General features: G+C 61.2%; 19 protein-coding genes and 1 pseudogene. 6 read left to right on the top strand and 14 right to left on the bottom strand.

All coding sequences use genetic code 11. The annotated features are described in order from the left end of the window. Window positions 1-10: 10 nt before the first annotated feature. The 5 genes from SAB01S_RS09250 to SAB01S_RS09230 are packed head-to-tail and all read right to left on the bottom strand — an operon-like array spanning window position 11 to window position 5,937. Window positions 11-841: an HpcH/HpaI aldolase/citrate lyase family protein gene (locus tag SAB01S_RS09250; RefSeq protein WP_062732751.1), complete on the bottom strand. Its 831-nt coding sequence runs from the start codon at window positions 839-841 to the stop codon at window positions 11-13. Beyond that, a complete protein-coding gene (locus SAB01S_RS09245) occupies window positions 838-1,290 on the bottom strand; it encodes a MaoC family dehydratase (protein WP_062732750.1) in 453 nt (150 codons plus the stop codon). The genes SAB01S_RS09250 and SAB01S_RS09245 overlap by 4 nt, the downstream gene beginning before the upstream one ends. Then, complete coding sequence (locus tag SAB01S_RS09240; protein ID WP_062732855.1) at window positions 1,287-3,140, bottom strand: acetyl/propionyl/methylcrotonyl-CoA carboxylase subunit alpha; 1,854 nt, start codon at window positions 3,138-3,140, stop codon at window positions 1,287-1,289. Before SAB01S_RS09240 ends, SAB01S_RS09245 begins: the two co-directional genes overlap by 4 nt. A 5-nt stretch (window positions 3,141-3,145) precedes the next feature. Then, the gene (locus SAB01S_RS09235) at window positions 3,146-4,747 is read right to left on the bottom strand and encodes a carboxyl transferase domain-containing protein (protein WP_062732749.1); all 1,602 of its coding nucleotides are present in this window, start codon (window positions 4,745-4,747) and stop codon (window positions 3,146-3,148) included. After that, window positions 4,744-5,937 (bottom strand): acyl-CoA dehydrogenase family protein, encoded by a 1,194-nt coding sequence (locus SAB01S_RS09230; RefSeq protein WP_062732748.1) that lies wholly within the window; start codon window positions 5,935-5,937, stop codon window positions 4,744-4,746. The genes SAB01S_RS09235 and SAB01S_RS09230 overlap by 4 nt, the downstream gene beginning before the upstream one ends. Window positions 5,938-5,997: 60 nt before the next feature. Here SAB01S_RS09230 and SAB01S_RS09225 point away from each other — a divergent pair, with 60 nt between their 5' ends. Further along, the gene (locus SAB01S_RS09225) at window positions 5,998-6,885 is read left to right on the top strand and encodes a LysR family transcriptional regulator (RefSeq protein ID WP_062732747.1); all 888 of its coding nucleotides are present in this window, start codon (window positions 5,998-6,000) and stop codon (window positions 6,883-6,885) included. Window positions 6,886-6,909: 24 nt separating this feature from the next. Here the strand turns inward: SAB01S_RS09225 and SAB01S_RS09220 are convergent, their stop codons facing one another. After that, on the bottom strand, window positions 6,910-7,923 hold the full coding sequence (locus SAB01S_RS09220) for an aldo/keto reductase (protein ID WP_062732746.1): 1,014 nt from the start codon (window positions 7,921-7,923) through the stop codon (window positions 6,910-6,912). A 159-nt stretch (window positions 7,924-8,082) separates the two neighbouring features. Between SAB01S_RS09220 and SAB01S_RS09215 the strand changes: the two genes are divergently transcribed. The 5 genes from SAB01S_RS09215 (at window position 8,083) to SAB01S_RS09195 (ending at window position 15,151) form a co-directional block, all read left to right on the top strand. Beyond that, window positions 8,083-8,991 (top strand): dienelactone hydrolase family protein, encoded by a 909-nt coding sequence (locus SAB01S_RS09215; protein ID WP_062732745.1) that lies wholly within the window; start codon window positions 8,083-8,085, stop codon window positions 8,989-8,991. 35 nt (window positions 8,992-9,026) lie between these two features. Beyond that, window positions 9,027-10,805: a histidine kinase famiy protein gene (locus SAB01S_RS09210; protein WP_245646436.1), complete on the top strand. Its 1,779-nt coding sequence runs from the start codon at window positions 9,027-9,029 to the stop codon at window positions 10,803-10,805. A gap of 142 nt (window positions 10,806-10,947) precedes the next feature. Further along, window positions 10,948-12,630 carry an ATP-binding cassette domain-containing protein gene (locus SAB01S_RS09205; protein WP_062732853.1) on the top strand — a complete coding sequence of 561 codons (1,683 nt, stop codon included), beginning with the start codon at window positions 10,948-10,950 and terminating at the stop codon, window positions 12,628-12,630. After that, on the top strand, window positions 12,627-13,691 hold the full coding sequence (locus SAB01S_RS09200) for an efflux RND transporter periplasmic adaptor subunit (RefSeq protein WP_062732744.1): 1,065 nt from the start codon (window positions 12,627-12,629) through the stop codon (window positions 13,689-13,691). Before SAB01S_RS09205 ends, SAB01S_RS09200 begins: the two co-directional genes overlap by 4 nt. After that, complete coding sequence (locus SAB01S_RS09195; protein WP_439646663.1) at window positions 13,688-15,151, top strand: TolC family protein; 1,464 nt, start codon at window positions 13,688-13,690, stop codon at window positions 15,149-15,151. Before SAB01S_RS09200 ends, SAB01S_RS09195 begins: the two co-directional genes overlap by 4 nt. Here SAB01S_RS09195 and SAB01S_RS09190 read toward each other — a convergent pair. The 8 genes and pseudogenes from SAB01S_RS09190 to SAB01S_RS09160 all read right to left on the bottom strand — a co-directional run bounded on the left by SAB01S_RS09190 (window position 15,138) and on the right by SAB01S_RS09160 (window position 23,745). Next, window positions 15,138-16,043, bottom strand: a complete 906-nt coding sequence (locus SAB01S_RS09190; RefSeq protein ID WP_062732743.1) for a glycosyltransferase family 2 protein — start codon at window positions 16,041-16,043, stop codon at window positions 15,138-15,140. The genes SAB01S_RS09195 and SAB01S_RS09190 overlap by 14 nt on opposite strands. A gap of 4 nt (window positions 16,044-16,047) precedes the next feature. Next, a complete protein-coding gene (locus tag SAB01S_RS09185) occupies window positions 16,048-16,929 on the bottom strand; it encodes a polysaccharide pyruvyl transferase family protein (RefSeq protein ID WP_245646435.1) in 882 nt (293 codons plus the stop codon). Further along, window positions 16,926-17,999: a glycosyltransferase gene (locus tag SAB01S_RS09180; RefSeq protein ID WP_062732741.1), complete on the bottom strand. Its 1,074-nt coding sequence runs from the start codon at window positions 17,997-17,999 to the stop codon at window positions 16,926-16,928. The genes SAB01S_RS09185 and SAB01S_RS09180 overlap by 4 nt, the downstream gene beginning before the upstream one ends. Then, on the bottom strand, window positions 17,996-18,937 hold the full coding sequence (locus SAB01S_RS09175; protein WP_062732740.1) for a galactosyltransferase-related protein: 942 nt from the start codon (window positions 18,935-18,937) through the stop codon (window positions 17,996-17,998). Before SAB01S_RS09175 ends, SAB01S_RS09180 begins: the two co-directional genes overlap by 4 nt. Further along, on the bottom strand, window positions 18,934-20,079 hold the full coding sequence (locus SAB01S_RS09170) for a glycosyltransferase (RefSeq protein ID WP_062732739.1): 1,146 nt from the start codon (window positions 20,077-20,079) through the stop codon (window positions 18,934-18,936). The genes SAB01S_RS09175 and SAB01S_RS09170 overlap by 4 nt, the downstream gene beginning before the upstream one ends. After that, window positions 20,076-21,425 carry an HAD-IIB family hydrolase gene (locus SAB01S_RS09165; RefSeq protein WP_245646448.1) on the bottom strand — a complete coding sequence of 450 codons (1,350 nt, stop codon included), beginning with the start codon at window positions 21,423-21,425 and terminating at the stop codon, window positions 20,076-20,078. Before SAB01S_RS09165 ends, SAB01S_RS09170 begins: the two co-directional genes overlap by 4 nt. A 99-nt stretch (window positions 21,426-21,524) precedes the next feature. Continuing rightward, a pseudogene (locus tag SAB01S_RS18815) lies at window positions 21,525-22,079 on the bottom strand (glycosyltransferase); the annotation flags it as partial. A 454-nt stretch (window positions 22,080-22,533) separates the two neighbouring features. Continuing rightward, the gene (locus SAB01S_RS09160; protein WP_062732737.1) at window positions 22,534-23,745 is read right to left on the bottom strand and encodes an MFS transporter; all 1,212 of its coding nucleotides are present in this window, start codon (window positions 23,743-23,745) and stop codon (window positions 22,534-22,536) included. Between the last annotated feature and the right edge of the window lie 227 nt (window positions 23,746-23,972).

The raw sequence follows: 23,972 nt of genomic DNA, 5'->3' as shown, positions 1-23,972 counted from the left end.
AAGCGCGTAATTAATCCAGACCCGCGCGAGCCAGCAGCCTGCGTGCCTGCAGAAGATGCGGCGCATCGATCATGCGGCCGTCTAATAACAGAACCCCCGCATCGGGGGATTGGGCAAAAGCATCAATGACCGCACGAGCATGTTTTACTTGCTCTGCGGACGGCGTGAAGGCGGCATTGATGATCGGCACCTGCACGGGATGGAGCGCCATCATGCCGGTGAATCCGTCATATGCGCCGCGCGCAGCGTAAGCCTCCAGCCCTACGTCGTCCCGGATAGAGGGATAGACGGTTTCGATCGCGGCAACCCCGGCCGCATGCGCACCGAACAGGGTAAGATTGCGCGCCATTTGATAGGGGTTGGTATAGCGACCATCATCACGGCGACTACTGACCGCACCAATCGCGGCCGGCAGATCCTCTGCGCCCCAGGTGAGACCGCAAAGGCGATCGGATACCTCGCCATAGCTGGCAAGACCGAACACGGCGCGCGGCGTTTCCGTGGCGATCGGCAGGATTTTGACATCCGGAGCCAGGCGCGCGGCGAGCGCGCCGACCGTTTTGGCACTCTCGCTTTTGGGCAGCATGACGCCGTCACAGCCTGTCAGACATGCCAGGTCGTCAGTCAACATCCCGCTATCCAGGGGATTGATACGGACCAACCGAAGAATTGGGGATGGCGTCGCCAGATAGTCAGCTACCGCCGTTCGCGCCTTGTCCTTGGCCTTGGGCGCGACGCTATCTTCCAGATCGAGGATGATGGCGTCCGCGCCGCTGTCTCCTGCTTTGGCAAAACGCTCCGGGCGGTCCCCCGGAACGAACAACAAAGAGCGCATTCTCATGCCGGCCGCCGGTGGAGAAGCGCAGTGCGCAGGCATTGGCAAACGACGTCGTCCCGCTGATTGAGCAGTTTGTGACGGAACGTCACCAGCCCTGCATCAGGCCGGGATTTGCTATCGCGCAGTTCGACGATTTCGCTTGTGGCGCGCATCGTGTCGCCGATGAATACGGGTTTGGGCATGACGAGCTTATCATAGCCCAAATTGGCCACCAACGTGCCGAGCGTTGTCTCGCCGACCGACAAGCCGATCATTAGCGAGAAGGTGAAGGTGCCGTTGACGAGAATCTGACCAAATTCGCTCGCTCGCGCTGCCTCTGCATCGATGTGCAGCGGCTGCGGGTTATGGGTCATGGTCGAGAATAGCAGATTGTCGGTTTCCGTCACGGTGCGACGGATGGGATGATCGATCCGATCGCCCACCTGCCACTCATCGAAATAGCGCCCGCTCATGCTGTATTCTCCTTGGGCATTATACGCACCAGCAAGGTGCCCTCCTGCACCTGCGCGCCTTCCTCATGCGGTAGGTCGTCGACCGTGCCTTCAAAAGGAGCGGTCAGGCCATGCTCCATTTTCATCGCTTCCAATGTCACCAGTTTCTGGCCCTTCGCCACAACGTCGCCACGCGCTACATCAACGGCGATGATACGGCCGGGCATGGGGGCCAGAATCGCACCGTCGCCCGCCGCGGCCGCGCCCGCGCCGACAGCGCGCCATGGCGTGATCTGCCAGCTGCGTCCCTGTTCGGTAACGAGCAGGCGGGCGAGCGGCGTCCGGGTTGGCGTCGTTCCTGATGCCCGTACCTCCGCGTCCACGCTATGTCCGTCGACGAGAATGCGGGCGGTGCTGTGCGCAGGGGCATTGAGGCGAAAACCTGCAAGCGTGCCCGCGCCACCCACGGATGCAGCGGCGCGCGCCAGGGCAGCAGTGCCAGGCAAGGTCGCGGGCATCAGCCCTTCGCCTTCCCGCGCGATCAGCCCGGTGTCGACCTCCCCTGCGGCGAAGTCCGGGTTGTGCAATGCCTTGACTAAGAAGCCCGCATTGGTGCGGAGCGGCCAGACCACAGACCGGTCGAGCGCATCGGCCAAGGCGATGCGCGCGGCGTTACGGGTGTCGCCATGCGCGATCATCTTGGCGATCATGGGATCGTAGAAGGGGGATATGGTGGCGCCCTGAACCACGCCGGTGTCTACACGGACGCTGTCGCCCAAATCGAAAGCGTCGAGGCGACCGATCGAAGGCAGGAAGCCCTTGGCGGGGTCTTCGGCATAAAGGCGCGCTTCCATCGCCCAGCCGGATATGGACAGTTGATCCTGCGAGCGCGGCAGCGGCTCGCCCGACGCCACGCGCAATTGCCATTCGACCAGATCCTGGCCGGTAATGGCTTCGGTCACAGGATGTTCGACCTGAAGACGGGTGTTCATTTCCATGAACCAGATACGGTCCGCCCGCAGTCCTGCGGACGCGTCGGCGATGAACTCGATGGTGCCAGCACCGACATAATCGACTGCTTTGGCCGCGCGAACGGCCGCGGCACACAAGGCTTCCCGCGTGTCCGGGTCCATGCCGGGCGCGGGTGCTTCCTCGATCACCTTCTGGTGGCGGCGCTGAAGCGAGCAATCGCGTTCGAACAGATGGACGATATTGCCGTGGCGATCGCCGAATATCTGCACCTCTATATGACGGGGGCGCTGAATATATTTTTCAATGAGAACATGGTCATTGCCGAACGAAGACGCCGCCTCGCGCTGGCAGGACAGCAGCGCGTCTGCAAACTCCTCGGCCCGGTCGACCAGCCGCATCCCCTTGCCCCCGCCGCCGGCCACCGCCTTGATCAGCACGGGGTACCCGATCTGCGCGGCTTCCTTCGCCAGATGCGCAGGATCCTGATCCTCCCCCAGATATCCTGGCGTCACGGGCACACCAGCATCGGCCATCAACGCCTTGGCCGCGTCCTTGAGGCCCATGGCGGTGATGCTGGACGGGTCGGGGCCGACCCAGACAAGGCCTGCGTCCATCACGGCCTGCGCGAAGGCCGCATTTTCCGACAGGAAGCCATAACCCGGATGGATCGCATCCGCGCCAGCGTCACGCGCGACCGCGATGATGCGATCACCCAGCAAATAGCTTTCCCGTACCGGCGCGGGACCGATGCGAATGGCTTGGTCCGCCGTTGCAACATGGAGCGCCTGGGCGTCCGCGTCGGAATAGACGGCGATGGTGCGAATGCCGAGCCGACGCGCGGTGCGGATGATGCGGCAGGCGATCTCGCCGCGATTGGCGATAAGAAGAGTGCGGATCATGGCCATTACATCCGGAAAACGCCGAACGAAGGGCGTTCGGCCATGGGAGCGTTGAGCGTGGCGGCAAAGGCAAGGCCAAGGACATCGCGGGTCTGGGCGGGATCGATGATTCCGTCATCCCACAGCCGCGCTGTGGCATACCAAGGATTGCCTTCATCCTCATATTTGCGCCGGACCGGGTCCTTGAAGGCTTCGGCTTCTTGCGGCGTCCATCGCCCCGCATCGCGGTGAACGGTGGCCAGCACCGATGCCGCCTGCTCCCCACCCATCACGGAAATCCGGCTATTGGGCCAGGTGAAGAGGAAGCGTGGCCCATAGGCGCGGCCGCACATGCCGTAATTGCCCGCGCCGAAACTGCCGCCGATCAACACGGTGATCTTCGGAACGCTTGCTGTGGCGACAGCGGTGACGAGCTTGGCGCCATGTTTGGCAATCCCTTCGGCTTCGTAGCGACCGCCGACCATGAAGCCCGAGATATTCTGGAGGAACAGCAGCGGAATACGGCGCTGACAGGCCAGTTCGATGAAATGCGCGCCCTTGACCGCGCTTTCGCTGAACAGCACGCCATTATTGGCGAGAATCGCGACCGGCATGCCCCAGATATGGGCAAAGCCGCAGACCAGGGTGGTTCCGTACAGCGCCTTGAACTCGTGAAATTCGCTGCCGTCGACGATGCGGGCGATGACTTCGCGCACATCATAAGGTGCGCGCACATCCTGTGGCACGATGCCGTATAGCTCGGCGGGATCGTGGAGCGGCGGCACCGGATCGCGCAGGTTGACCCCCGGCGTCGGCTGCGGAGCCAGGGTCGATACGATGTCGCGCACGATGCTGAGTGCATGATCGTCATCGTCGGCGACATGATCGACGACGCCGGACTTGCGACCATGGAGGTCGCCGCCGCCCAGATCCTCGGCACTGATGACTTCACCGGTCGCCGCCTGCACAAGCGGCGGGCCAGCCAGAAAGATCGTGCCCTGGTTGCGGACGATGACGCTTTCGTCGCACATGGCCGGTACATAGGCGCCGCCGGCGGTGCAACTGCCCATGACGCAGGCAATCTGCGGGATGCCGCGCGCCGACATTTGCGCCTGATTATAGAAGATGCGGCCGAAATGATCGCGGTCGGGAAACACGTCCGCCTGGTGCGGCAGGTTCGCGCCACCGCTGTCGACCAGATAGATACAGGGAAGATTGTTTTCGAGCGCAATTTCCTGCGCGCGCAAATGCTTCTTCACCGTCATCGGGAAATAGGTGCCACCCTTCACCGTCGCATCATTGGCGGCGATCATCACCTGCCGGCCATGGACCCGGCCGATACCCGCGACGATGCCGGCCCCGGCAACGTCGCCACCATAAAGACCATTGGCGGCAAGCTGGCCGATTTCGAGAAAGGGACTGCCCGCATCGAGGAGATTTTCCACCCGGTCGCGGGGCAGAAGCTTGCCCCGGCCGACATGCTTGTCCCGCGCCGCCCGGCCCCCGCCCATCGCCGCTGCGGCCACATCCACACGCAACTGATCGGCAAGCGCGCGGTTGTGCGCAGCATTGTCGGCAAAGCCAGCGCTATCGGGCGATAGCGCGGTTTCGATGACGGGGCCGCTCATTGGCCGTTGCCGATCAGTTCGCGACCGATCAGCATGCGGCGCACTTCATTGGTGCCAGCGCCGATGTCCAGCAGCTTTGCGTCGCGCATATAGCGTTCGACCGGCCAGTCTTTCGTATAGCCCGCGCCGCCCAGCGCCTGCACCGCTTCGAGCGAGACCCGAACCGCATTTTCGCTCGCCAGCAGGATCGCGCCCGCTGCGTCAAAGCGCGTGGTCTTGCCAGCGTCACAGCTCCCGGCGACGGCATAGACATAGGCGCGAGCGGAATTGAGCGCGACATACATGTCCGCGACCTTTGCCTGCATCAGCTGGAAGCCGCCGATCGGCTGCCCGAACTGCTTGCGTTCGCGGACATAGGGGATGACCGTGTCGAGACAGGCCTGCATGAGGCCAAGCTGAATACCCGCCAGCACCGCGCGCTCATAGTCAAGGCCGCTCATCAGCACGCCTACGCCACCGTTGAGCGGACCCATGATATTGTCGTGGGGCACTTCACAGCCGTCGAACACCAGTTCGGCTGTCGGCGAGCCGCGCATGCCGACCTTGTCGATCTTCTGCCCGATCGAAAAGCCGGGCATGCCCTTTTCGATCAGGAAGGCAGTGATGCCGCGGCTGCCTTCGCCGGTCTTGGCATAGACGACTAGCGTATCGGCGTAGGGGGCATTGGTGATCCAATATTTTGTGCCGTCCAGAACATAGCCGCTGTCGGTTTCGCGCGCCTTGAGCTTCATGGAGACGACGTCTGACCCGGCGCCGGCCTCCGACATGGCGAGGCTGCCGACATGCTCGCCAGAGATCAACTTCGGCAGATATTTGGCCTTTTGATCGTCATTGCCCCAGCGGCGGATCTGGTTGACGCATAGGTTGGAATGCGCGCCATAGCTAAGGCCGATGGAGGCCGATGCGCGGCTCACTTCCTCGCAGGCGATGACATGCTCCAGATAGCCAAGGCCAAGGCCACCCCACTCTTCCTCGACCGTGATGCCATGCAGGCCCAGTTCCCCCATGGCGGGCCAGAGTTCATCGCGGGGAAACCAATCTGCCGCGTCGATGCGCGCGGCGAGCGGAGCAATCTTGTCAGCGGCGAAACGTGCCGTGGTGTCGCGGATCATGTCGGCATTGTCGCCAAGCGCAAAATCGAAATCGGGCGTCACGGGCCTCTCCTTGGTATCTGCTTTGAACGCCGACATAGCATCTGGCGATCCCGCTGAGAAATTGACGCCGCCATATGCACAGCATAGATGACGTCTATGATCGAACGCTATCTGATCCACTATTTTCTGGCGGTGATGGATCATGGTAATTTCTCGCGCGCGGCCCAGCAATGCCGCGTGTCGCAGCCGACCTTGTCGGTGGGGATCGCCAAGCTGGAAGCACTGGTCGGCCATGTCCTGTTTCACCGGACAAACCGCCGCGTCGAACTGACCAGCGCGGGCGCCGCCTTTGCGGTTCATGCAAGACGCATCGAGGCCGAATTTTCCCGCGCAACGCAGGCGATGGCGATGGAACAGCCCGGCAAGCTGGTGCGGATCGGTCTGGTATCGACCCTGCCGGGGCCTTGGGTGGAGGCGGCGACCCGTGCCGCCTGTTCCGTTGATGGCGAACGCATCGAAATCGTCGAAGGGCGGATGCGCGACCTGATGCCCCGGCTCGAACGCGGGCGGATCGACGTTGCGCTGGGCGTTCTCGATAGCACGGCGGACGACGCCGACATGCTGTTTGAGGAAGGCTACGCGCTTGCAATGGCAGCCGACCACCCACTAGCCGGTCAAGCGACATTGAACGCTGAGCAGGTCGCCGCCGCAGAAATGATCGTAAGGCGCAACTGCGAGGCGTTGCCCCATGTCAGCCGATTCTTCACTCGGCGGGGCGTGCGCCCCTTCTTTGCGGCGCGCACCGCCGACGATGCGCGCGCGGTCGCCTTCGTCAAGGCAGGGCTCGGCATCACCGTCATGCCGCGCTGCTTCGCACAGGCAGGCATAGCGATGCCGGCGCTCGCGGGTTTCGACCAGCGGCGGCGCGTCGGCCTGATCGCCGATCCGGCCGTACGCGGAAGAATCAAGGATAGCGAAGGGTTGCGCCGTTTTACCGAAACGATCCGGGAATTAGCGGACCAGATGGTGGCCCCTTCGCGCTGACGGGTCAGTCGCTGGGCTATCCTGTCACTCCAATGGTTCACCATCCCAGGTTTCCGTGTCGATCTGTGCCTGGGGGCCCTTGGCGTAGCGAGGACCCGAAACAGCTTCGAACGTGAACAGTGCATCGACCGCCGCCAGCGCGTCGGTGGGGATATCCAGCGTCAGCGTCGCCAGGTCCTCATCAAGATGCGCGGTGCTGGTCGTGCCGGGGATCGCCACGATGTTCGGGCGGCGGGACAGGACCCAGGCCAGGCTGAGTTGCGCCATGGTGCATCCCGCCGCTTGCGCGATTGTGCGAAACCGGGCTGCCAGGCCCAGATTATGGTCGAGGTGCGGGGGTTGGAAGCGGGGCATGGCGTGCCGGATATCCGCTTCATCCACGCCACCGGGACCGACGCCCCCAGCAAGCACGCCGCGCGCCAAAGGGGAAAAGGCCACGAACCCGACGCCGAGTGCGACGCAGGCATCGAGCACGGCGACTTCGGCATTACGGGTCCAGGGAGAATATTCCGTCTGCATTGCGGCAATGGGATGGACCGCATGAGCGCGCCGCAAGGTCGCAGCCGACATTTCGGACAGGCCGATCGCGCCGATCTTGCCGGCGTCGACCGCTCGAGCCAGCGCACCGACCGACTCCTCGATCGGCACATTTGGATCAAGCCGGTGCAAATAATAGAGATCGATATAGTCGACGCACAGGCGGCGCAGCGAATCTTCCAGCGTTGCCGCGATGGCATCGGGTGATCCATCCAGGCCGCGCTGCCCACCCTTGCCGCCCAATACACATTTGCTGGCCAGCACGAAGTCGCCGCGCCGATCCATCAGCGTGCGCCCCAGCAATTCCTCATTGGCGCCGAAACCGTAAAGCGCGGCGGTGTCGAAAAAGTCGACGCCTTTGTCGAGCGCATACCGCAACAGCCGTTCAGCGTCGCGCGGATCGGGGCGGGGCAGATAGGCGTGGCTCAGATTCATACAGCCAAGGCCGATCGCCGAAACGGTGAAGGGGCCAATGGAGCGGGGCGATGGCGCGATGGTCATAGGCGATGCGGATCCTGTGTCGATTGGGGGACATGGCCGCCAATAGGCCCGTGCATCGGCCGGTGCCAGCTTGAGACGCACTACCCGGCACGATTTTGCTTGGGTCAGGCCTGATCATGACCCACAAAGGACCAAATCGCGGGCACCAGGGAGGATGACATGACGGAATTTGACGGGAAGGTCGCCAAGCAGGCCAAGGACTTTCCGCGCAAGGTGCTGGACCTGTTCGACGCCTATGTTCATGGGTCGCTGGACCGTCGAGGCTTTCTTACTCAATGCGCGACCCATGTCGGTGGCATGGTGTCGGCCACAGCGGTGCTGGCGGCGCTCAGCCCCGACTTCGCGCGCGGGCAGGTTATTGCGGCGGACGATCCGCACGTTGACACACGCTGGATAGAGGTGGAATCTCCGCAGGGCTACGGCAGAATCCGCGCCTATGTCGCCCGACCGGCTGACAAGGCAGACGCGGCGCTTCCGGTTGTCGTCGTGGCCCATGAGAATCGCGGACTGAACCCGCATATCGAGGATATTGCGCGGCGGCTTGCGCTGGAAGGCTTCATGGCTGTCGCCCCTGACGCGCTGACGACACTGGGCGGCTATCCGGGGGACGAGGACAAGGCGCGGGAGATGTTTGCGACATTGGATCGCACCAAGATTGGCGAGGACTTCGTCGCGGCCGCCAATCACACGCAAGGAATGGCGGGCGGCAATGGCCAACTGGCGGCGATCGGATTCTGTTTTGGCGGCGGCATCGCCAATCTGCTCGCAACCCGCCTGCCCGGCCTCAAAGCGGCGATCCCATTTTATGGCAGCCCGCCGCCGCTGGAGGATGTACCGAACATCAAGGCGGAATTACTGATCCATCATGCCGGCAATGACGCGCGCATCAACGCGACATGGCCCGATTACAAAGCGGCGCTCGGCAAGGCCGGGGTTCGCTATCAGGCCTTTGTCTATGATGGCGTCGAACATGGGTTCAACAATGATACCACGCCGCGCTTCGACAAGGCCGCCGCCGACCTGGCCTGGGCTCGGACGCTCGAATTGCTGCGCCGAACTCTGGGCTGAAAGCGCTGTCGCATCGGCCCCTTGAACATCGCAACATGACGGGGCAGGAACCCGAAGGCGCAGCCGATGATTGTAGGTGCGTCACGACAGAGGGGTTTCAGGTGCACGACGAACGGACAGATGAAAATGGGTCGCAGGCTTCCGGCGAGCCTGCAGGCGATCTGCCCGATCCGACATCTTTCAGCCCCACAGGCAACAGGCCGACCCATCATTGGAAGCGGTCCACAATAGCCGAACCGGGCCTGGAACAACGGGGTACGGTCTTCTTCGCAGCGTTGCAAATGACGCGCATGCCGATGATCCTCACCGATCCACGGCAGGACGACAATCCGATCGTGTTCGCCAACAAGGCCTTTCTGGACCTGACGGGTTATGAAGAAAGCGAAATCGTCGGCCGCAACTGCCGGTTCCTGCAAGGGGCCGACACGGACCGTGGGGCGGTATCGGACCTGCGCGAAGCGGTGAAGCACCGTGAGGCGATTTCACTCGAAATCCTGAACTATAAGCGCGATGGCACCGCCTTCTGGAACGCCGTCTTCATTGCACCCGTATTCGACGATCATGGCGACCTCATTTATTTCTTCGCCAGTCAGCTGGACGTCACGCGACGACGGTCATCCGAACAATCCTTCCGTCAGGCGCAGAAGATGGAGGCCATCGGCCAGCTAACCGCCGGTCTGGCCCATGATTTCAACAATTTGCTCCAGATCGTCACGGGCAATATCGAGCTTGTCCTGACAGGAGATCTGGACGACCGGCAGCGCCGGTTGCTGACCAACGCCGCGCGGGCCACCGACCGCGGCACAAAGCTGACGCGGCAGTTGCTCGCCTTTGCGCGCAAGACGCGGCTCGAACCCAAGCGGATCAACCTTAATGACCTGATCCATGAATTTGGCGATCTCATAGACAACACCGTCGGCGCGCAGATCCGGCTGGTCACGGCGCTGGAGCGACGGCTGCCCGACGTGCAGATCGACCCTTCCCATCTGGAAATGGCGTTGCTCAACGTGCTGCTCAATGCCCGCGACGCCATGCCCGATGGCGGCACCGTCACCATCGCGACGGAATTATGGAAGCTAAACGGCAATGCAGCGGCGCACCAATTGCCCGAGGGCGATTATGTAATGCTGAGCATCAGCGACGAAGGCACCGGCATGAGTGAAGATGTCCGCCGCCGCGCCACTGAGCCTTTCTTCACGACCAAGGGGCAGGATCGCGGCACCGGCCTTGGCCTGGCGATGGTGCATGGCTTCGTGCAGCAATCTCTCGGTCGGCTGGAGCTGGACTCGGTGGCGGGCGAGGGGACGACCATCCGGATGCTGTTCCCGGTGGCGATCGGCGAGGCCGACCGTTTCTCTCCCCCTGCCCTCCCAAGCGCGATGCGGCGCGCGTCAGCTCAAGGCACCGAGACCATCCTGCTGGTCGAGGACAGCGATGATGTCCGCGCGCTGGCCGCTGAACAGCTGAGCGCACTGGGCTATAAGCTCGTGTTGGCGAGCAGCGGCGAAGAGGCACTGGAGCTGTGGGACAAGCAGAAGATCGACCTCTTGTTCACCGACATCGTCATGCCGGGCGGGATGAGCGGTCTGGAACTGGTCGAGAAATTTGTTGAGTTGGCCCCGGACATCCCGGTTCTCATGACCACCGGCTATAATGAAGATCTGGTTGCCGATATTCCCCGCGGCACGTCGCTGGACGTCATCGGCAAACCCTACCGCCGGGAGGAACTGGCGGATCGCGTTCGCATGGCGCTGGACCGGCGTTTGGAAGGCCCGCGCACACAGGCGCGGGATTTCCCTCACAAAGAAGGATAGAACGCCAGTGCGTAGCTGAGATAGTGTTTCGCCCAAATTCGCATTTCGATTTTGTTAGATTATGTTGCAGCGCAGCGTTGGACCTTGCGCGGATCATTTGTCAGTTTAAGACCTGCCGCCAAGGATTTTCGAAAGGGTGCATTTGGCTGGGGAGCGTCTTGGCCTGCGGCAAGCGGCCGCGTGGCTTACGGAAATAGTCGGGCCTGACAAGGGCTATGTGAATGTCGGGATCGTCTATACATTGGCGATCACGCTCCTGTCGCTCGCCACCCCTATTTCCGTCCAGCTGCTGATCAATTCGGTAGCGCGCACGGCATTGGTTGCGCCCCTATGGATCCTGTCCGGCGTCCTGCTGGTGCTCTTGCTGCTGGTGGCTGGGTTAAGCGCTTTGCGCGTCTATTTGCTCGCCATGTTCGAACGGCGCATTTTCGCGCGGGTCGTTGCGGAGGTAACGGTGCGCGCTGTCCATGCGCAAAACCCCTTCTTCGCCGACGAAAGCCGGGGCAGCCTGTTCAATCGCTATTTCGACATGGTCGTAGTGCAAAAAGCGGTGCCGAGCCTGGTGATCGGTGCCTTCACGATCATCCTGCAAGGTGCCGTCGGTCTGATCGTCACGAGCTTCTATCACCCCTTTTTCCTGGCGTTCAACATCATCCTGGTGGGTGTGTGTCTGCTGATCTGGCTGGTCTGGCGCCACGGCGCGATCACCGGCGCGGTCGGCGTGTCCCACGCCAAGCATGAGGCCGCGCATTGGCTCGAAAGCGTCGGCGCATCGAACGGCTTTTACAAGTCGGCACGGCATCTCGACTTCGCGATGGATCGGTCGGAAGCAGTCACAGCCAATTATGTCCGGGCGCATCGTCATTATTTCCGGTACAGTTTCGCGCAAGCGCTGGGCTATTTCCTGGTCTATGCCTTTGCCGCCGCCGCGCTGCTGGCGTTGGGCGGCAATCTGATCCTGGCGGGCCAGCTGTCGATCGGCCAGCTGGTGGCGGCGGAGTTGATCCTGTCGGGTGTCTTCTACGGCATTTCGCAACTTGGGTGGTATCTCGACACCTTCTACGATCTGGTCGCCAGTTCAGAAGAATTGTCCCAGATTTTCGCCATTCCCCAGGAACCGGCGGGATTAAGCGGCCAAGCGCCGCCGGACGGATCCGTCCGCTTTCGCGACGTAGTGCTTGATCGATCGCATTTCGACTTTGCGATCGGCAGCGGCGAACAGGCCGTCATCGTGGCAGAACCCGGCGTCGAAAGCCAGATTGCGCTGCTGCTCAAGCGTCATGCCAACCCGGACCGGGGCCTGGTGTCGATCGGCGGCAGCGAATTGGGCAGTTTCGACATGTATCTGCTCCGTTCCGCGGTCGTCGTGCTCAATCGGCCGACGATCGTCGACGTGACGATCCGCGAATATCTCCATCTGGCGACGGGCGGCATTGCGGAAGGATCGCGGATCATGCGCACGCTGGAGCTGGTCGGCTTGGCCGCACGCATTTCCAGCCTGCCGGACGGACTGGATACGCAGTTGGCCAGTTCAGGCTCTCCCTTGAGCATCGTTGAGGTCATGCAGCTGAAACTGGCGATGGCGATGCTGAGCGCCCCCAAGGTGCTGCTGCTGTCGCAACTATACGACATGATGCCCGCCGAACCGCTACGCGCGACGTTGCAGACGCTGCGCCAACACGGAACCACCATCCTGTTGTTCACCGAACGGCCCGAAGCGATGAATCTGGATTGCTGCTATTGGCTGGGCGCCAAGGCGCAGCAACGCTTCGCGGATCAGGCCGCGCTGTCTGACTTCCTGGCCGGGCGGGAGCCGAGGCCATGACCATTCAGCCAGCGCAACTGACGCATTTCCGTTCGCTCGCGGCATTGAAACCGCCGCGTGCAGCCGTCGTCATTGCCCGGCTGATTTTGCTGGGCATCCTGCTGGCGGTCGCGATCCTGTTCGTGCCATGGCAACAAACCGCGCAGGGCGTCGGGCAAGTGACGTCGCTCGACCCCGATGACCGGCCACGCCAGGTATCCTCCCTGGTCGACGGGCGGGTCGACCGTTTCTTCGTCCGTGACGGCCAACTGGTGCAGGCAGGCGACCCGATCGTCCAGGTGGTCGATGTCGATCCCAATTTCCTGGAGCGGCTGGCGGCAGAGAAGGCCGAGGTGGAAGCGCAGATCGCCGCCATTGAACAATCACGCGCGGTCGCGTCCATCGACGTCGGGCGCACAGGCCAGCTTTTTGCCGAAGGGCTGGCGGCGCGGCGGGACTATGAGCAGACCCAGATCAAGGTCGCCGAAGCCAATGCCAAGCTGGCCGAAGCAAGGGCCAAGCTGAAGCAGATCGAGGTGCGCCAACAGCGCCAATCCGCCCAGATCGTCACCGCGCCGCGCGACGGACGGGTTCAGAACCTGAACGCGGCTGCAGGCGGCGCGCTCATTTCAGCGGGCACTGTGCTGGCGATGATCGCACCGGAAAAAATAGAGCGGGCGGTCGAACTCTATGTCGATGGGCGGGACATTCCTCTGGTCAATCAGGGTCGCCCGGTCCGCTTGGAGTTTGAGGGCTTCCCGGCCTTCCAGTTCAGCGGCTGGCCCGCCTTTGCCGTCGGCATCTATGACGGGCAGGTTCGCTCTGTCGATCCGACGCCCCGCGCCGACGGACTGTTTCGTATCCTTGTCGAACCCCGGCCGGGCAAGACGCCATGGCCCGAACAGCGCTTTGTTCGCCAGGGCGGCAAGGTGCTGGGCTGGGTGCAGGGCGATGTCGTCACGGTAGGCTATGAACTGTGGCGCCAGCTCAACGACTTCCCCCTCAATTTCGGCCAGGATCAGGTCGCGCAGAAGGAGGAGGCAAAGGCCGAGAAAAGCTCGATCGAGAAGAAAAAGAAATGAAGATGGGGCAGAGCGTCGGCCTGATTGCGGTGCTGCTTGCAGCCACTAGCCCTGCGGCTTTGGCTCAGGATATGAGCAGTGCGGCGACCGCAGCGCCACGGACCACTGGCCCACTGACGCTCGAAGAAGTGCTGCAATCGTCGGCGCGCTCCGCCCCCGACATCATCGCCGCCTTGGCCCGCAACCGGCAGGCCGAAGCGCGCGCGCTGACGGCGCAGGGCGCCTTCGACACCGTATTCGCGGTGGACGGACGCAGCCGCGTTGAGGGCTATTATGACGGGACCGAATTTGCCGGGAAGGCAGAACAGCCGCTGACCGATAATGGCGGCTATGTCTACGGGCAGTACCGCGTGTCGCGCGGCGATTTTCCCGTTTACGAGGACAAGGCCTATACCAACAAACTGGGCGAGGTGAAAGTTGGCGCGCTTTATTCGCTGCTGCGTGACCGGCTCATCGACGCGCGTCGATCGGAATTTCGCCTTTCCGCCAATGATATCGACATTGCGCGGTTTGAAACAAAAGCGACCAGCATCGGCGTTCAGGCCCGCGCGATCGAAGCCTATCAGAAATGGGTTGCCGCCGGATTGAAGCTCAAAGCCTATCAGGCGTTGATGACATTGGCGCAAAACCGCACGCAAGGCATTCAGCGGCAGGTGGACTTGGGCGCCAAGCCCGATATATTATTGACCGAGAATGAGGCCAATCTGGTCAAGCGCCAGGCGCTGGTGGTGGAGGCGCGGCAGGATTTTCGCGCGGCCGCCGTGAAGCTGTCGCTTTATTATCGCGATGACCAAGGTCTTCCGGTTGTCGTCGATGAAGCGCGCTTGCCGGACGCGGGCGATGCTTTTGGCGACCTGCGCGTTGACCCCGCCTTCAATCTGGAAGGCCGGCCGGATTTTGCGATCTTGCTGGAGGAGATCGACAAGGCGACGATCAAGCTGGCGCTGGCACGCAACGACATGAAGCCCAGGCTGGACCTGAATGGCGAGGTGGCCAAGGATATGGGACCGGTGGGTCTTGGCGGATCCAGCCGCACGCCGCTTGAGGTCATTGTCGGTTTAACCTTCAAGGTGCCGCTCCAGAATCGCAAGGCGAAGGGCAAGCTTGCGGAAACACAGGCGAAAATCGATGAGCTGTCAGTCAAGCAGCGGTTCCTTGCGGAGAAGATCCGCGCGGAAGTGACCGCGCTCGGCATCGAGGTGGAGACAGCCAATCAGTTGGTCGACACGACCGAACGCGAACGCACGCTGGCCGAGCGACTGGCAAGTGCAGAGCGACGCCGGTTCGAACTGGGATCGAGCGATTTCTTTCTGGTAAACCAGCGTGAAGAAAGCGCGACCAGCGCCGAGGTGAAGCTGATCGAAGCGCGAGCGCGGATCGCGGCGGCCCGCGCGGAATTGGCCGCGGCCACGGCGGATGTGGATGCGCTGGGCCTCAATAGCGGCCCTACCCTGCCCTGACCCGGCGCAGTCGGCTTTTGGCAAAGGCCAGGAAACCGCGCAGCTTGTGGCGCAAGCGAAACGCATAAAAATGGCGCACGCCCGCATGTTGCCTGACCGGCGCCAGAATATCGCGGGGCAATAGGCGGATATCTTCCGCAACCGCGCGCCATATCCGCCAGTCGGTGAGGCAATATTTGGCGTAGAGCGCGCCATCACCATAACTATAGGCGGCGAGCAGCGCCTTTTCCTCCGATGGGCATCGTCGCCCATGATGATGGTCGACAGCAAAGGCCGGATCATAGCGAATGTCACATCCCTGCCCGATGGCCCGGAACAGATAATCCGTATCCTCCGCCGCTTCAAAGGGCGCGCCCGAACCGAAGCGATCATCAAAACGCCCAACACGATTAAGGACGGTCGCAGTCAACGCCAGATTGGCCCCCATCACGAAGCCACCCGGGAAGGTGCCGGAACGCAGGATCATCGGATGATCCTCCACCTTGATCGTCACGGGCAGATCCATTGGATTACCGAGCAATATGCGCCCCCCGACGATAACATCCTCGCCAAGCCGCGCAAAGCAGCGCGCCAGCGCGGCGAAATAATCGCTGTGCAAAATGCAGTCGTCGTCCGTCATCGCGATGATGCGGCCACGACAATGTTGCAGGCCCCTGTTACGGGCACGGGCAAGACCAGGCTGCGGCTCTGCCACTAGGCGCACCGGAAATGGCTGACGATTGGCCCATTGGGCCAGCATGGCAGGCGTGTCGTCGGTCGATCCGTTATCGACGATGATGATTTCTATATCCAAGCCCCTAGCCTCGCCGACCGCGACGGACACGGAATGCAGCAGAGTGATCAGAGCAGAAGCGCGATTGCGCGTGCAGACCAGCAGGCTGATGTCAGGCATGGCGTCAAACCGCTCGGTTTGCAGGCGTTGGACCTGTCTGCCAGCTGGCGACATAGGCGCTCAGCTTTCCATAACAATTGTCGCGAATGTCATGGGGCAGGTCCAGCAGCAGTGCGAGGATATGGCCGTGAAGGCGATCGGTAAGGAGATGCTGCGCCCGAGATAGAAGCGCAACACCTCTGTTCACCCGCGCAACAGCCTGCCGCTCGCGGCTGGCGGCATCATGGCCGCCGGGCATCCCATCGTCATCTTCGAGCCAATCCACCAGCTTCGCGCCCGCTGGCAAATCGGGCGCGCCCTCCACGCGCTCCGCGTCGGTGCGCATGAGGGCCAATATGGGTTCCGACGCGACAGCCTGCCGTTTCAGGTCCAGCATCATGGCGGAATCAGGCGCAAGTTGAGCCGGCAAGGCCAGCGTCGATCGGGCATAGCGCAAGCTAGCATGATCGCGCACATAGAGCGTGAAATCAGGATGGCATTTTGCAAGGGCGGCAAAGCTAAGGGCTGCGCTGCTATCGCGGAAGAATATCGACTGCGGCAGCTGAACGATCGTCCGATCCCGAAAGTCGAGCAGCAAGGATTCCCGGAAATTTTGGTGGTGCGACCAGAGATCCCCCAGATTGCCCCCGCCATGGATCAGCAGCGGCCCCTCGGGGCAGGCGCGCAGGAAATCCTGTCGATTAAAGTCATGCCATGTCGATACATAGGCCGGATCCCTGCCCGTAATGGCGCGAAGAATAGTCAATTCTCCAAGCCAGATGGCGCTGTCGCCGACATTGGGGTGATCGGGGAAGTCGACCAGCGCATAGGGACTGTCGTAACCAAGATGCCGGGCGTAGACTTGCCGTAGCCATTCTCGCTGGTCGGATATAAGGGCGGCGTTCATGCGGCTGCGGATACGGGCGCGCCACATAGCTGCGCGTACAGGTCCTCGCATCGCGCAAGCCACATATCCTGCGAAAACATGTCGACGGCACGCTGTCTGGCGGCGGTCCGGTTGATCAGGCACGCGTCACGCATTGCAGTGGCCAATCCGTCGACGTCCTGTGGCTGCGCCAGAACGCCCGCGTGTCCGATGACCTCGCTCGCCGCCCCCATGTCGAAGGCGGCTACCGGAAGCCCGCAGGCCATGGCTTCGGCCGCAACCAGACCGAATGGCTCGTCCCAGCACGGCGTGAAAACGAAAATCGATGCTCTCGCCATCTCTTCGGCCAACTGCCGCATATTCAGATGACCGCCATAGCGAATGTCGGGTCCAAGCAACGGCGCTACCTCCGCCGCCCAATAATCAGGGTCCTCAATCGCGCCGTAAATGATGAGGGGCATTCCCGCCTTCCGTGCGGCCATCGCCGCCAAGTGGGTCCCCTTGTTCGGCGTGATCCGGCCGCTCCAGATCGCGGTCCCGTTCCCCTTCTCGCCAAAACGCCACTGCCCGACATCTATGCCATTATGCAGTATCGACACTTCGGGTGGAGGATTGTGCGGCCACCATGCCTTGAGCTGCTTGGCCGACGTGACAGTCAGCCGATGGCGTGATGATGGGCTTTGCCACACGAATACGTGTAGGGCGTCATAAGGCGGCACATGGAGGGACGTGAGCGTAGGAGTGCGGTTCGTCCAGCGCCGCTCCAGGGGAAAACGATGCAGGCTGTTATTGTGCACGACATCAAAAGCGCCGTCGGCGATACGTTCGCAGGCTGATGCATAAGCGGCATCGAGATGGTTGATGAGCGGTGCCGATCCGCGATGCTCGGCCCAAGGGAAGACCTGTTCATAATGCACATCCACCACCGGATCGATGGTGAAGGCGGGGTCACTGTCACCAGAAGCAAAAAGGGTGACATCATGCCCCCGCCGACTGAGGCCGGCGGCCAGTTGCCAGGCATGCGCTTCCATGCCGCCGGCAAAGGGCTGACGGATGCGCTGGCGCACATGCGCCAGAATGGCGATCCTCATGCGGCGGCGACAGCGATTGACATCATAGCGGCACCCTGCCTCTGCCGGGCCTCCAGCAAGCGCAAAACCGTGGCGGTGTTTGCATAGGGTTGATGGCTCTGCTGACCAGTGAGCGCCAGGTCGTCCTGATCGGGCGCGCGCAACAGGCGAATTGGCACGCCTGGCGCATCGTCGATCAGCCCCATCAGGCGAAAGGCGTGCAGCCAATGCCCCATAGTCCGATAACCCCATTTTGCCTCAAACAGCTGTGCATTGCGCACGACGCTTTCGACATGATGGACCGGCGGCATATGGTGCGGGTGATATTGATGATAGGCTCGTGCGCCCTTGGCCCAGGCGATCCCGATGCCTGCCGTGCTGAGCGTCTTTCCATAATCCGTATCTTCGCCGCCATATCCGACATAGCGTTCGTCAAAGCCGCCCGAACGCCGGAATGTCTGCGCCCGCATCGCGAAATTCAGCGACCAGAAACAGCGATAATCCGCGCAAATTTCTATGCCATGGGCGGGGGGACCACGCCGGTCGGAATGCTTCTCCGCGACCCCTTCAAATCCCTCGCACGACCAGTCGCCTTGTGTGGCCTGGTGCGGCAGATACAACACTTCCCCCATGAGGAGGCCATCGAACCCGTCGGCATGGGCGGCATAGTCTGCAATCAGGCTGGGGGACGGAATGCAGTCGATGTCCAGGAATATCAGTATGTCCCCGGTCGCGATGGCGGCGGCGGCGTTACGCGCCGCTGCCAGGGGCAGATCATCGCCCGCGACATGGATCTGGCAAACCGGGAACGGAGTGTCGGGCAAAGAATAGGGGTCGTCCTGCATCACCGCGATAATGAGTTCGGCCGGCAGCATCGACTGGCGGTTAAGGCCATGAACGACGTTGACGAGATGATCGCCCCGCCCGCGCGCCAATGTGATGACGGAAACCTTGTTCATGTCGGGCGGAACTCCTTGAAGGATGCTGAAGTGCGGGCAGGTTGCTGTGACCAGAGGCGATCGATAAGCGCTTCGAGCCATTGCGCTGTTGCAAGCGCGGGCGCCTCGTCGATCATCGCTCGCTGGCGATCCGGGTGGTGACTCGTCCATGTATCTGCAAGGGCGGACGCCCATCCATGGGCCGAAGATGGAAGATGCGGCCGCGTCGTCGCAACGCCTGCCGCCGCCAGCGCGTCCGCCTTGCGATGCTGCTCATCGAAATAGCGCCATTCGGGGACGGCAAGCCAAGGTTTGGCAGCAGCCAATATCTGCTGGCAGGTGGTATTGCCCGTCGAGGAAATGACCAGATTTGCGGCAGCGACATAATCGTCGGCATTGTCGACCCAGCCGCGATGCTCGATATTGCCCGGCTCCGTCGCATGCCAGTCGCGCTGAACCTTCCCGATGGTGATCCACCGGGCAGAGGGTCTCGAACGCGCGCCGACACCCAGGGGCGCCTGTCCGAAGCCTTCGCCCCCGCCGCCCGAGAGGACAAGGATAAGCTCCTCATTCGGCTCAATACCAATACGCTGCCGCGCGACCTCCCGCTCAGGCACACGCAGATCCACGCCAAGACCGCCTGCAAAGAATGTCTTTGACCGCATGGCATCATCCCATTCGGGTTGAGCCAAGTCGTAATGAAAGGGGGCCAGAAGTCCTGCTGCGCCATCATAGGCGGCGCGATGCCCCGGATCGCTGCGATCGCCATGTTGCAAGATCTTGACATGCGGGACCGAACAGATGCGGGCCAGTTGGGCGATTTCTGCAGACACGTCGCAGATCATGAGCGCGGGATCGGAATCCTGAAACCAGGACGTGATCTGGCCCATGGCAGAGCGGATGCCCGGCCAGCCCAAAGGTGCGCAATGCAGCGTGGCGGGGGTCGATACCCAATCCATGGATGCAGCTTCATCGCCGGTCGGTTCGAACAGGGAAGGGATGATGACGATGTCCGCATTGGCGGGCAAAGCCGGAAATATATCGTCGCAGGCGCAAAATATCGTCAGCGGCCGGGATGAGGGCATGGCATGGGCGATTGCTGCACAGCGTTCGGCATGGCCCCTGCCCTGATGATGAACGAAATATCCGATCGGGCGGGTCATGCTGCTGCGGCCACGGCAGCAGATGAATCGCCATGAAGGCCAAGCCGCGCCAGCCCTTCAAGCACGCCAGCGGCATGATGGCGCGACACGCGCATCAATCCCTTGCGAGCGGGGAGATCGTCCAGTTCGGCCGTTGCATTCCCCACGACGATCGCATGGCCACAGGCCGCGAGCATATCCGCGTCATTGCCGCTATCGCCAGCAGCAACGCAGTGGGACAAGGACAGGCCGAATTTTCGCGCATAGGCAGCGATCGCCGCCGCCTTCCCGCCATTGGGGGCCAATATGTCGATCAGGCGGCCGTGGGAGAAAATGACCTTCGCCGCCACGCCATTGTCGCCCAACATTGCGCGAATGGCGGCGGCGTCACTGGCGGTTCCGAAAAAGCTGATCTTGTGCGGCCCCTCCGTGACGCGCGGCTGGGACTTGAGGCCAAGGGGCGCCACCATCCGGGCCACGACAGCGCGGTCCCAATCCTGATCGAGATAGGCCGAAAATTCCGTGCACTCCTGCCATCTGCCCTCCCCATCTGGAAAAACAATGCGCGTGCCGACATCGACGATATAGGCATCGGGTTCCGGCAATTGCCAGCGACGCAGGATCATCTTCGTGGCATGAAGGCTTCGGCCGGTCGCGACGACAAACGGTAACGAGGATGTGGATCGCCAGACACGAAACGCCGCTGCGGACTCCCGGCAGCCCGTAAGCGTGTTATCCATATCGCAGGCCAGCAGGCGCGGCTGCGTGACTGCGCGATAAATGTCGACAGACGCACTGGCATATGCGTTCCAGCAGTAAAGGCTGGATCCTGCGCGCGCCTTTGCCGACAGGGCTGCATGCCGGTCAGCATTGCCTATGATGTCCTTGATGGCGTCGCTGATCGCTTGCGGATCGCGCGGATCGATCAGGTCCCCATGCCCAATCTTCGCCACGATTTCCGCCGGCCCGCCATTGCGCGTCGCGACCACGGGCGCCCCAGATGCCGCCGCTTCGATCAAGGTGAGCCCGAAGGGTTCATGCAACGCGGGATTGACGAACACGCCCCCTTTCGCCGCGTGAGCATATAGCGCCGCCACATCATGGGCATCATGCGCTTCGGGCAAGGCGACCCGGCCATTGAGGCCATAGCTTTCGACCAAGGCAAAAAGCTGGTCGAGATTGGCTCGCTCCTCGCCCGCAGCATGCCGATGCTGGCCCGCCAGAATGACGAGATTGGCCTGACGCTGAAGCACCGAATCCTGAGCATAGGCGATGACGAGGGCCGCCAGATTTTTCTTCGTGACGGGCCGCGATACGGCAAGGATGATCGGCAGGTTCGGCCGATCAAACCACTGCCGCATCATCATTTGCGCGTGGCCTGTCCGATTTGGCGCGGGCAGGCGTGGCACGCCCGGGGGCACGACATGAAGCTTTCCCCTTGCCGACGGACAATAGGCCCCTACTTGACGATCGGCCTCATCCGCCGTCGACACGATTATGGCGCCGGCTTGCGCGATGGCCGATCGTTCAGCCTCGATCCTCTGGCTAAGGCCGGCGCAGGATACGCCTTGGGCCTGTTTGTCGATCCCCAAGGAATGGGGCGTAAAAACGAAGGATATTCCAAATTTTTTCTGTATTGCCGCCGCCACTTCAGCCGCATCGGCAAAATGCGTGTGGATTACGTCAGGGCGATTTTTACAACCTGAAATATAGTCGCTCAACCCGCTGATGAAGGAATCTGTCTCAGACGAAAGATCCTCCTTTTCTAAATAAGATGATTTAGTAGTAGAAATACGAATTATGCGTATTTTTCTATCCACATACTCTCTGTCTAAATTGTGTTCACGGTCAAATCTTTGATCATGAAATCGCCTTGTCGCAACGATGACTTCGGAGACGGATTCAATCTTCGCCTGATGGGCCGCAGCATCTAGTATATACGCGATATGTCCGCCGGTGTCAGCAGTAATCCCGTATCTTACAGGAGGCGATTTCAGACAGCCTCCCAGCGCTAGATGCATAATGATCAAATGATACCCCCTCACTCAGAAAGGGCAAAAACGTTCACAATTTGATTACGTTCCTCTGTGCGATGAAGGATATTTAAGACAATAAATTTCCAATACACTTAATTAAATAAATAACATAGGTTATATTAAGTTTGGTCGATTGCATGTCTGATAGAATATTTTTGTTGAATCTGGGCGCTTCTCGACCACGGGCGTCCGGTTTGAAGCGAAGATCGAATTATTGCGGCCCAGCGCGATTAGATGAAAAATTTGTGAGGAGTTCAAAGGCGCAAAGTGAGGCGCATACCGTAACATGCCCGGCGCGGGCAGGGAAAAGGCCTTCGATTACAGGAGGGATCCATTAGCCCCTCCCCTCTCAACCACTTAAAAGACTTCGCCCAACCTAAGTGGTCGGGCGTGCAGCGCCAACTGCAACCTCTGCCCCCGATGAAAACGGAGATTTTCGTTACGTGACGATCGGACGAGCTTTGCGAGAGGCAAAGGCGATCAAGAGCGTGACCCCGCCCACCATGATGCCGACCGATCCAGCGGCAAGGAACGCCCCCTTCATGGAACCCGTAACCTGGTCAAGCACGTGGACGAGCCTGGGCGATTGTGATTGCGCAAGAAAAAATGCGGCGGTCCAGATTCCCATGCCTCGACCACGATGGTTGAATTCGAACTTCGATTGTGTCCAGATCAGCAAGGTCGGGACCGCCATGCCGGCCGCAATCTGCTGAATAACGACACCCACTGCCATCGCATTTGGACTTTCGGCGAGGCCAATAGCCCCGAGTCCTGCTCCAAGCAGCGCGAAGAACACACCAAGCTGGAAGGGATAACTACGGTCAGCCAGAACGCGAAATAATACAGCACCGCCCAAAAAACATATCTGCGGCACGAAAATCATCTGGGCATATTGATCAGGTTCGGTCACACCTACCTCAGCGAACACAAGCGCGCCGTTGATGATGAAAACATAGTAAAGCATTGCAGAAAAGAAGGTGACGAACCCCGTTACAGCGGCATTCCACCAGGGAAAGGCGGCTAGCGGAGCAGATCGGGCATCCGAAACTACTTCGACCTTGGTCTTCTTTGGTTCAAATAGCCAGACGAACATTGCGGCCCAGATAGGAAGGGCGGCGAGATAGATGAAAAATACCCCATTCCACTGCAGCGTGCTCGCAATGCCCACGCTCAGTCCCACGACTGCGCCAAATAGTGGGCCGACCAGACTTTGGAGAAACAGCCAGTTCTTGCGGCCCTTGGCGTCCCAATAGTCTGCAATCAAGGTGTTGACCACGGTTAGGATGCCCGCTTCGGAAATACCGAGCAGAAGACGCGAGGCATAAATTTGGTCAAGCGTATCGAGAAAGAGCGGCGCAGTCCCGAATATGGCGTAGGAGGCTGTCGCCGCTAGGAGCAATTGCCTGCGCCCGAAACGATCGATCAACAGCCCGCTAAAAGGCGCCAGGATGGCCATCGTCAGGCCTGGCGCGCCAATAAGCGCTGGCACCTGCGCTCTGGCGTTAGGGTCGCTCGCAAAATGGGCGATAAGCGTCGGCACTGCCGGGCCCATGGCAACAATGGCAATCATCGGCAAAAAGCCAGCAAGGATGATGATGATACCCTGCGGCTTCAACGGAAGCTCGCGCCAATAAATTCTCAAGCTCGTCACTTTTTGCCTCTCCACCCATCGCGTTGCATATCCTATAAGGAATTAGAAGGATGACTTCAATCTGAGATGCCGCCGCTCGGCCCGATAATATTTCGAGATTTTCGGCTTGCCGCGAACCGGGGTCCGAAGCCATCGCTGCCGCTGTGTCTCACGAGCAGTCTTCCTGAAGTGACTGGACCGTACCGCCAAATTCGGCAATGCAGAGTTCGTTTGACAGCATAGGAATT

Origin of the sequence: Sphingobium abikonense NBRC 16140 (assembly GCF_001598335.1) — a bacterium.
Taxonomy (GTDB): domain Bacteria; phylum Pseudomonadota; class Alphaproteobacteria; order Sphingomonadales; family Sphingomonadaceae; genus Sphingobium; species Sphingobium abikonense.
Note: the sequence above shows the minus strand (reverse complement) of the source record. Positions and strands in the feature narration are given on the sequence as shown.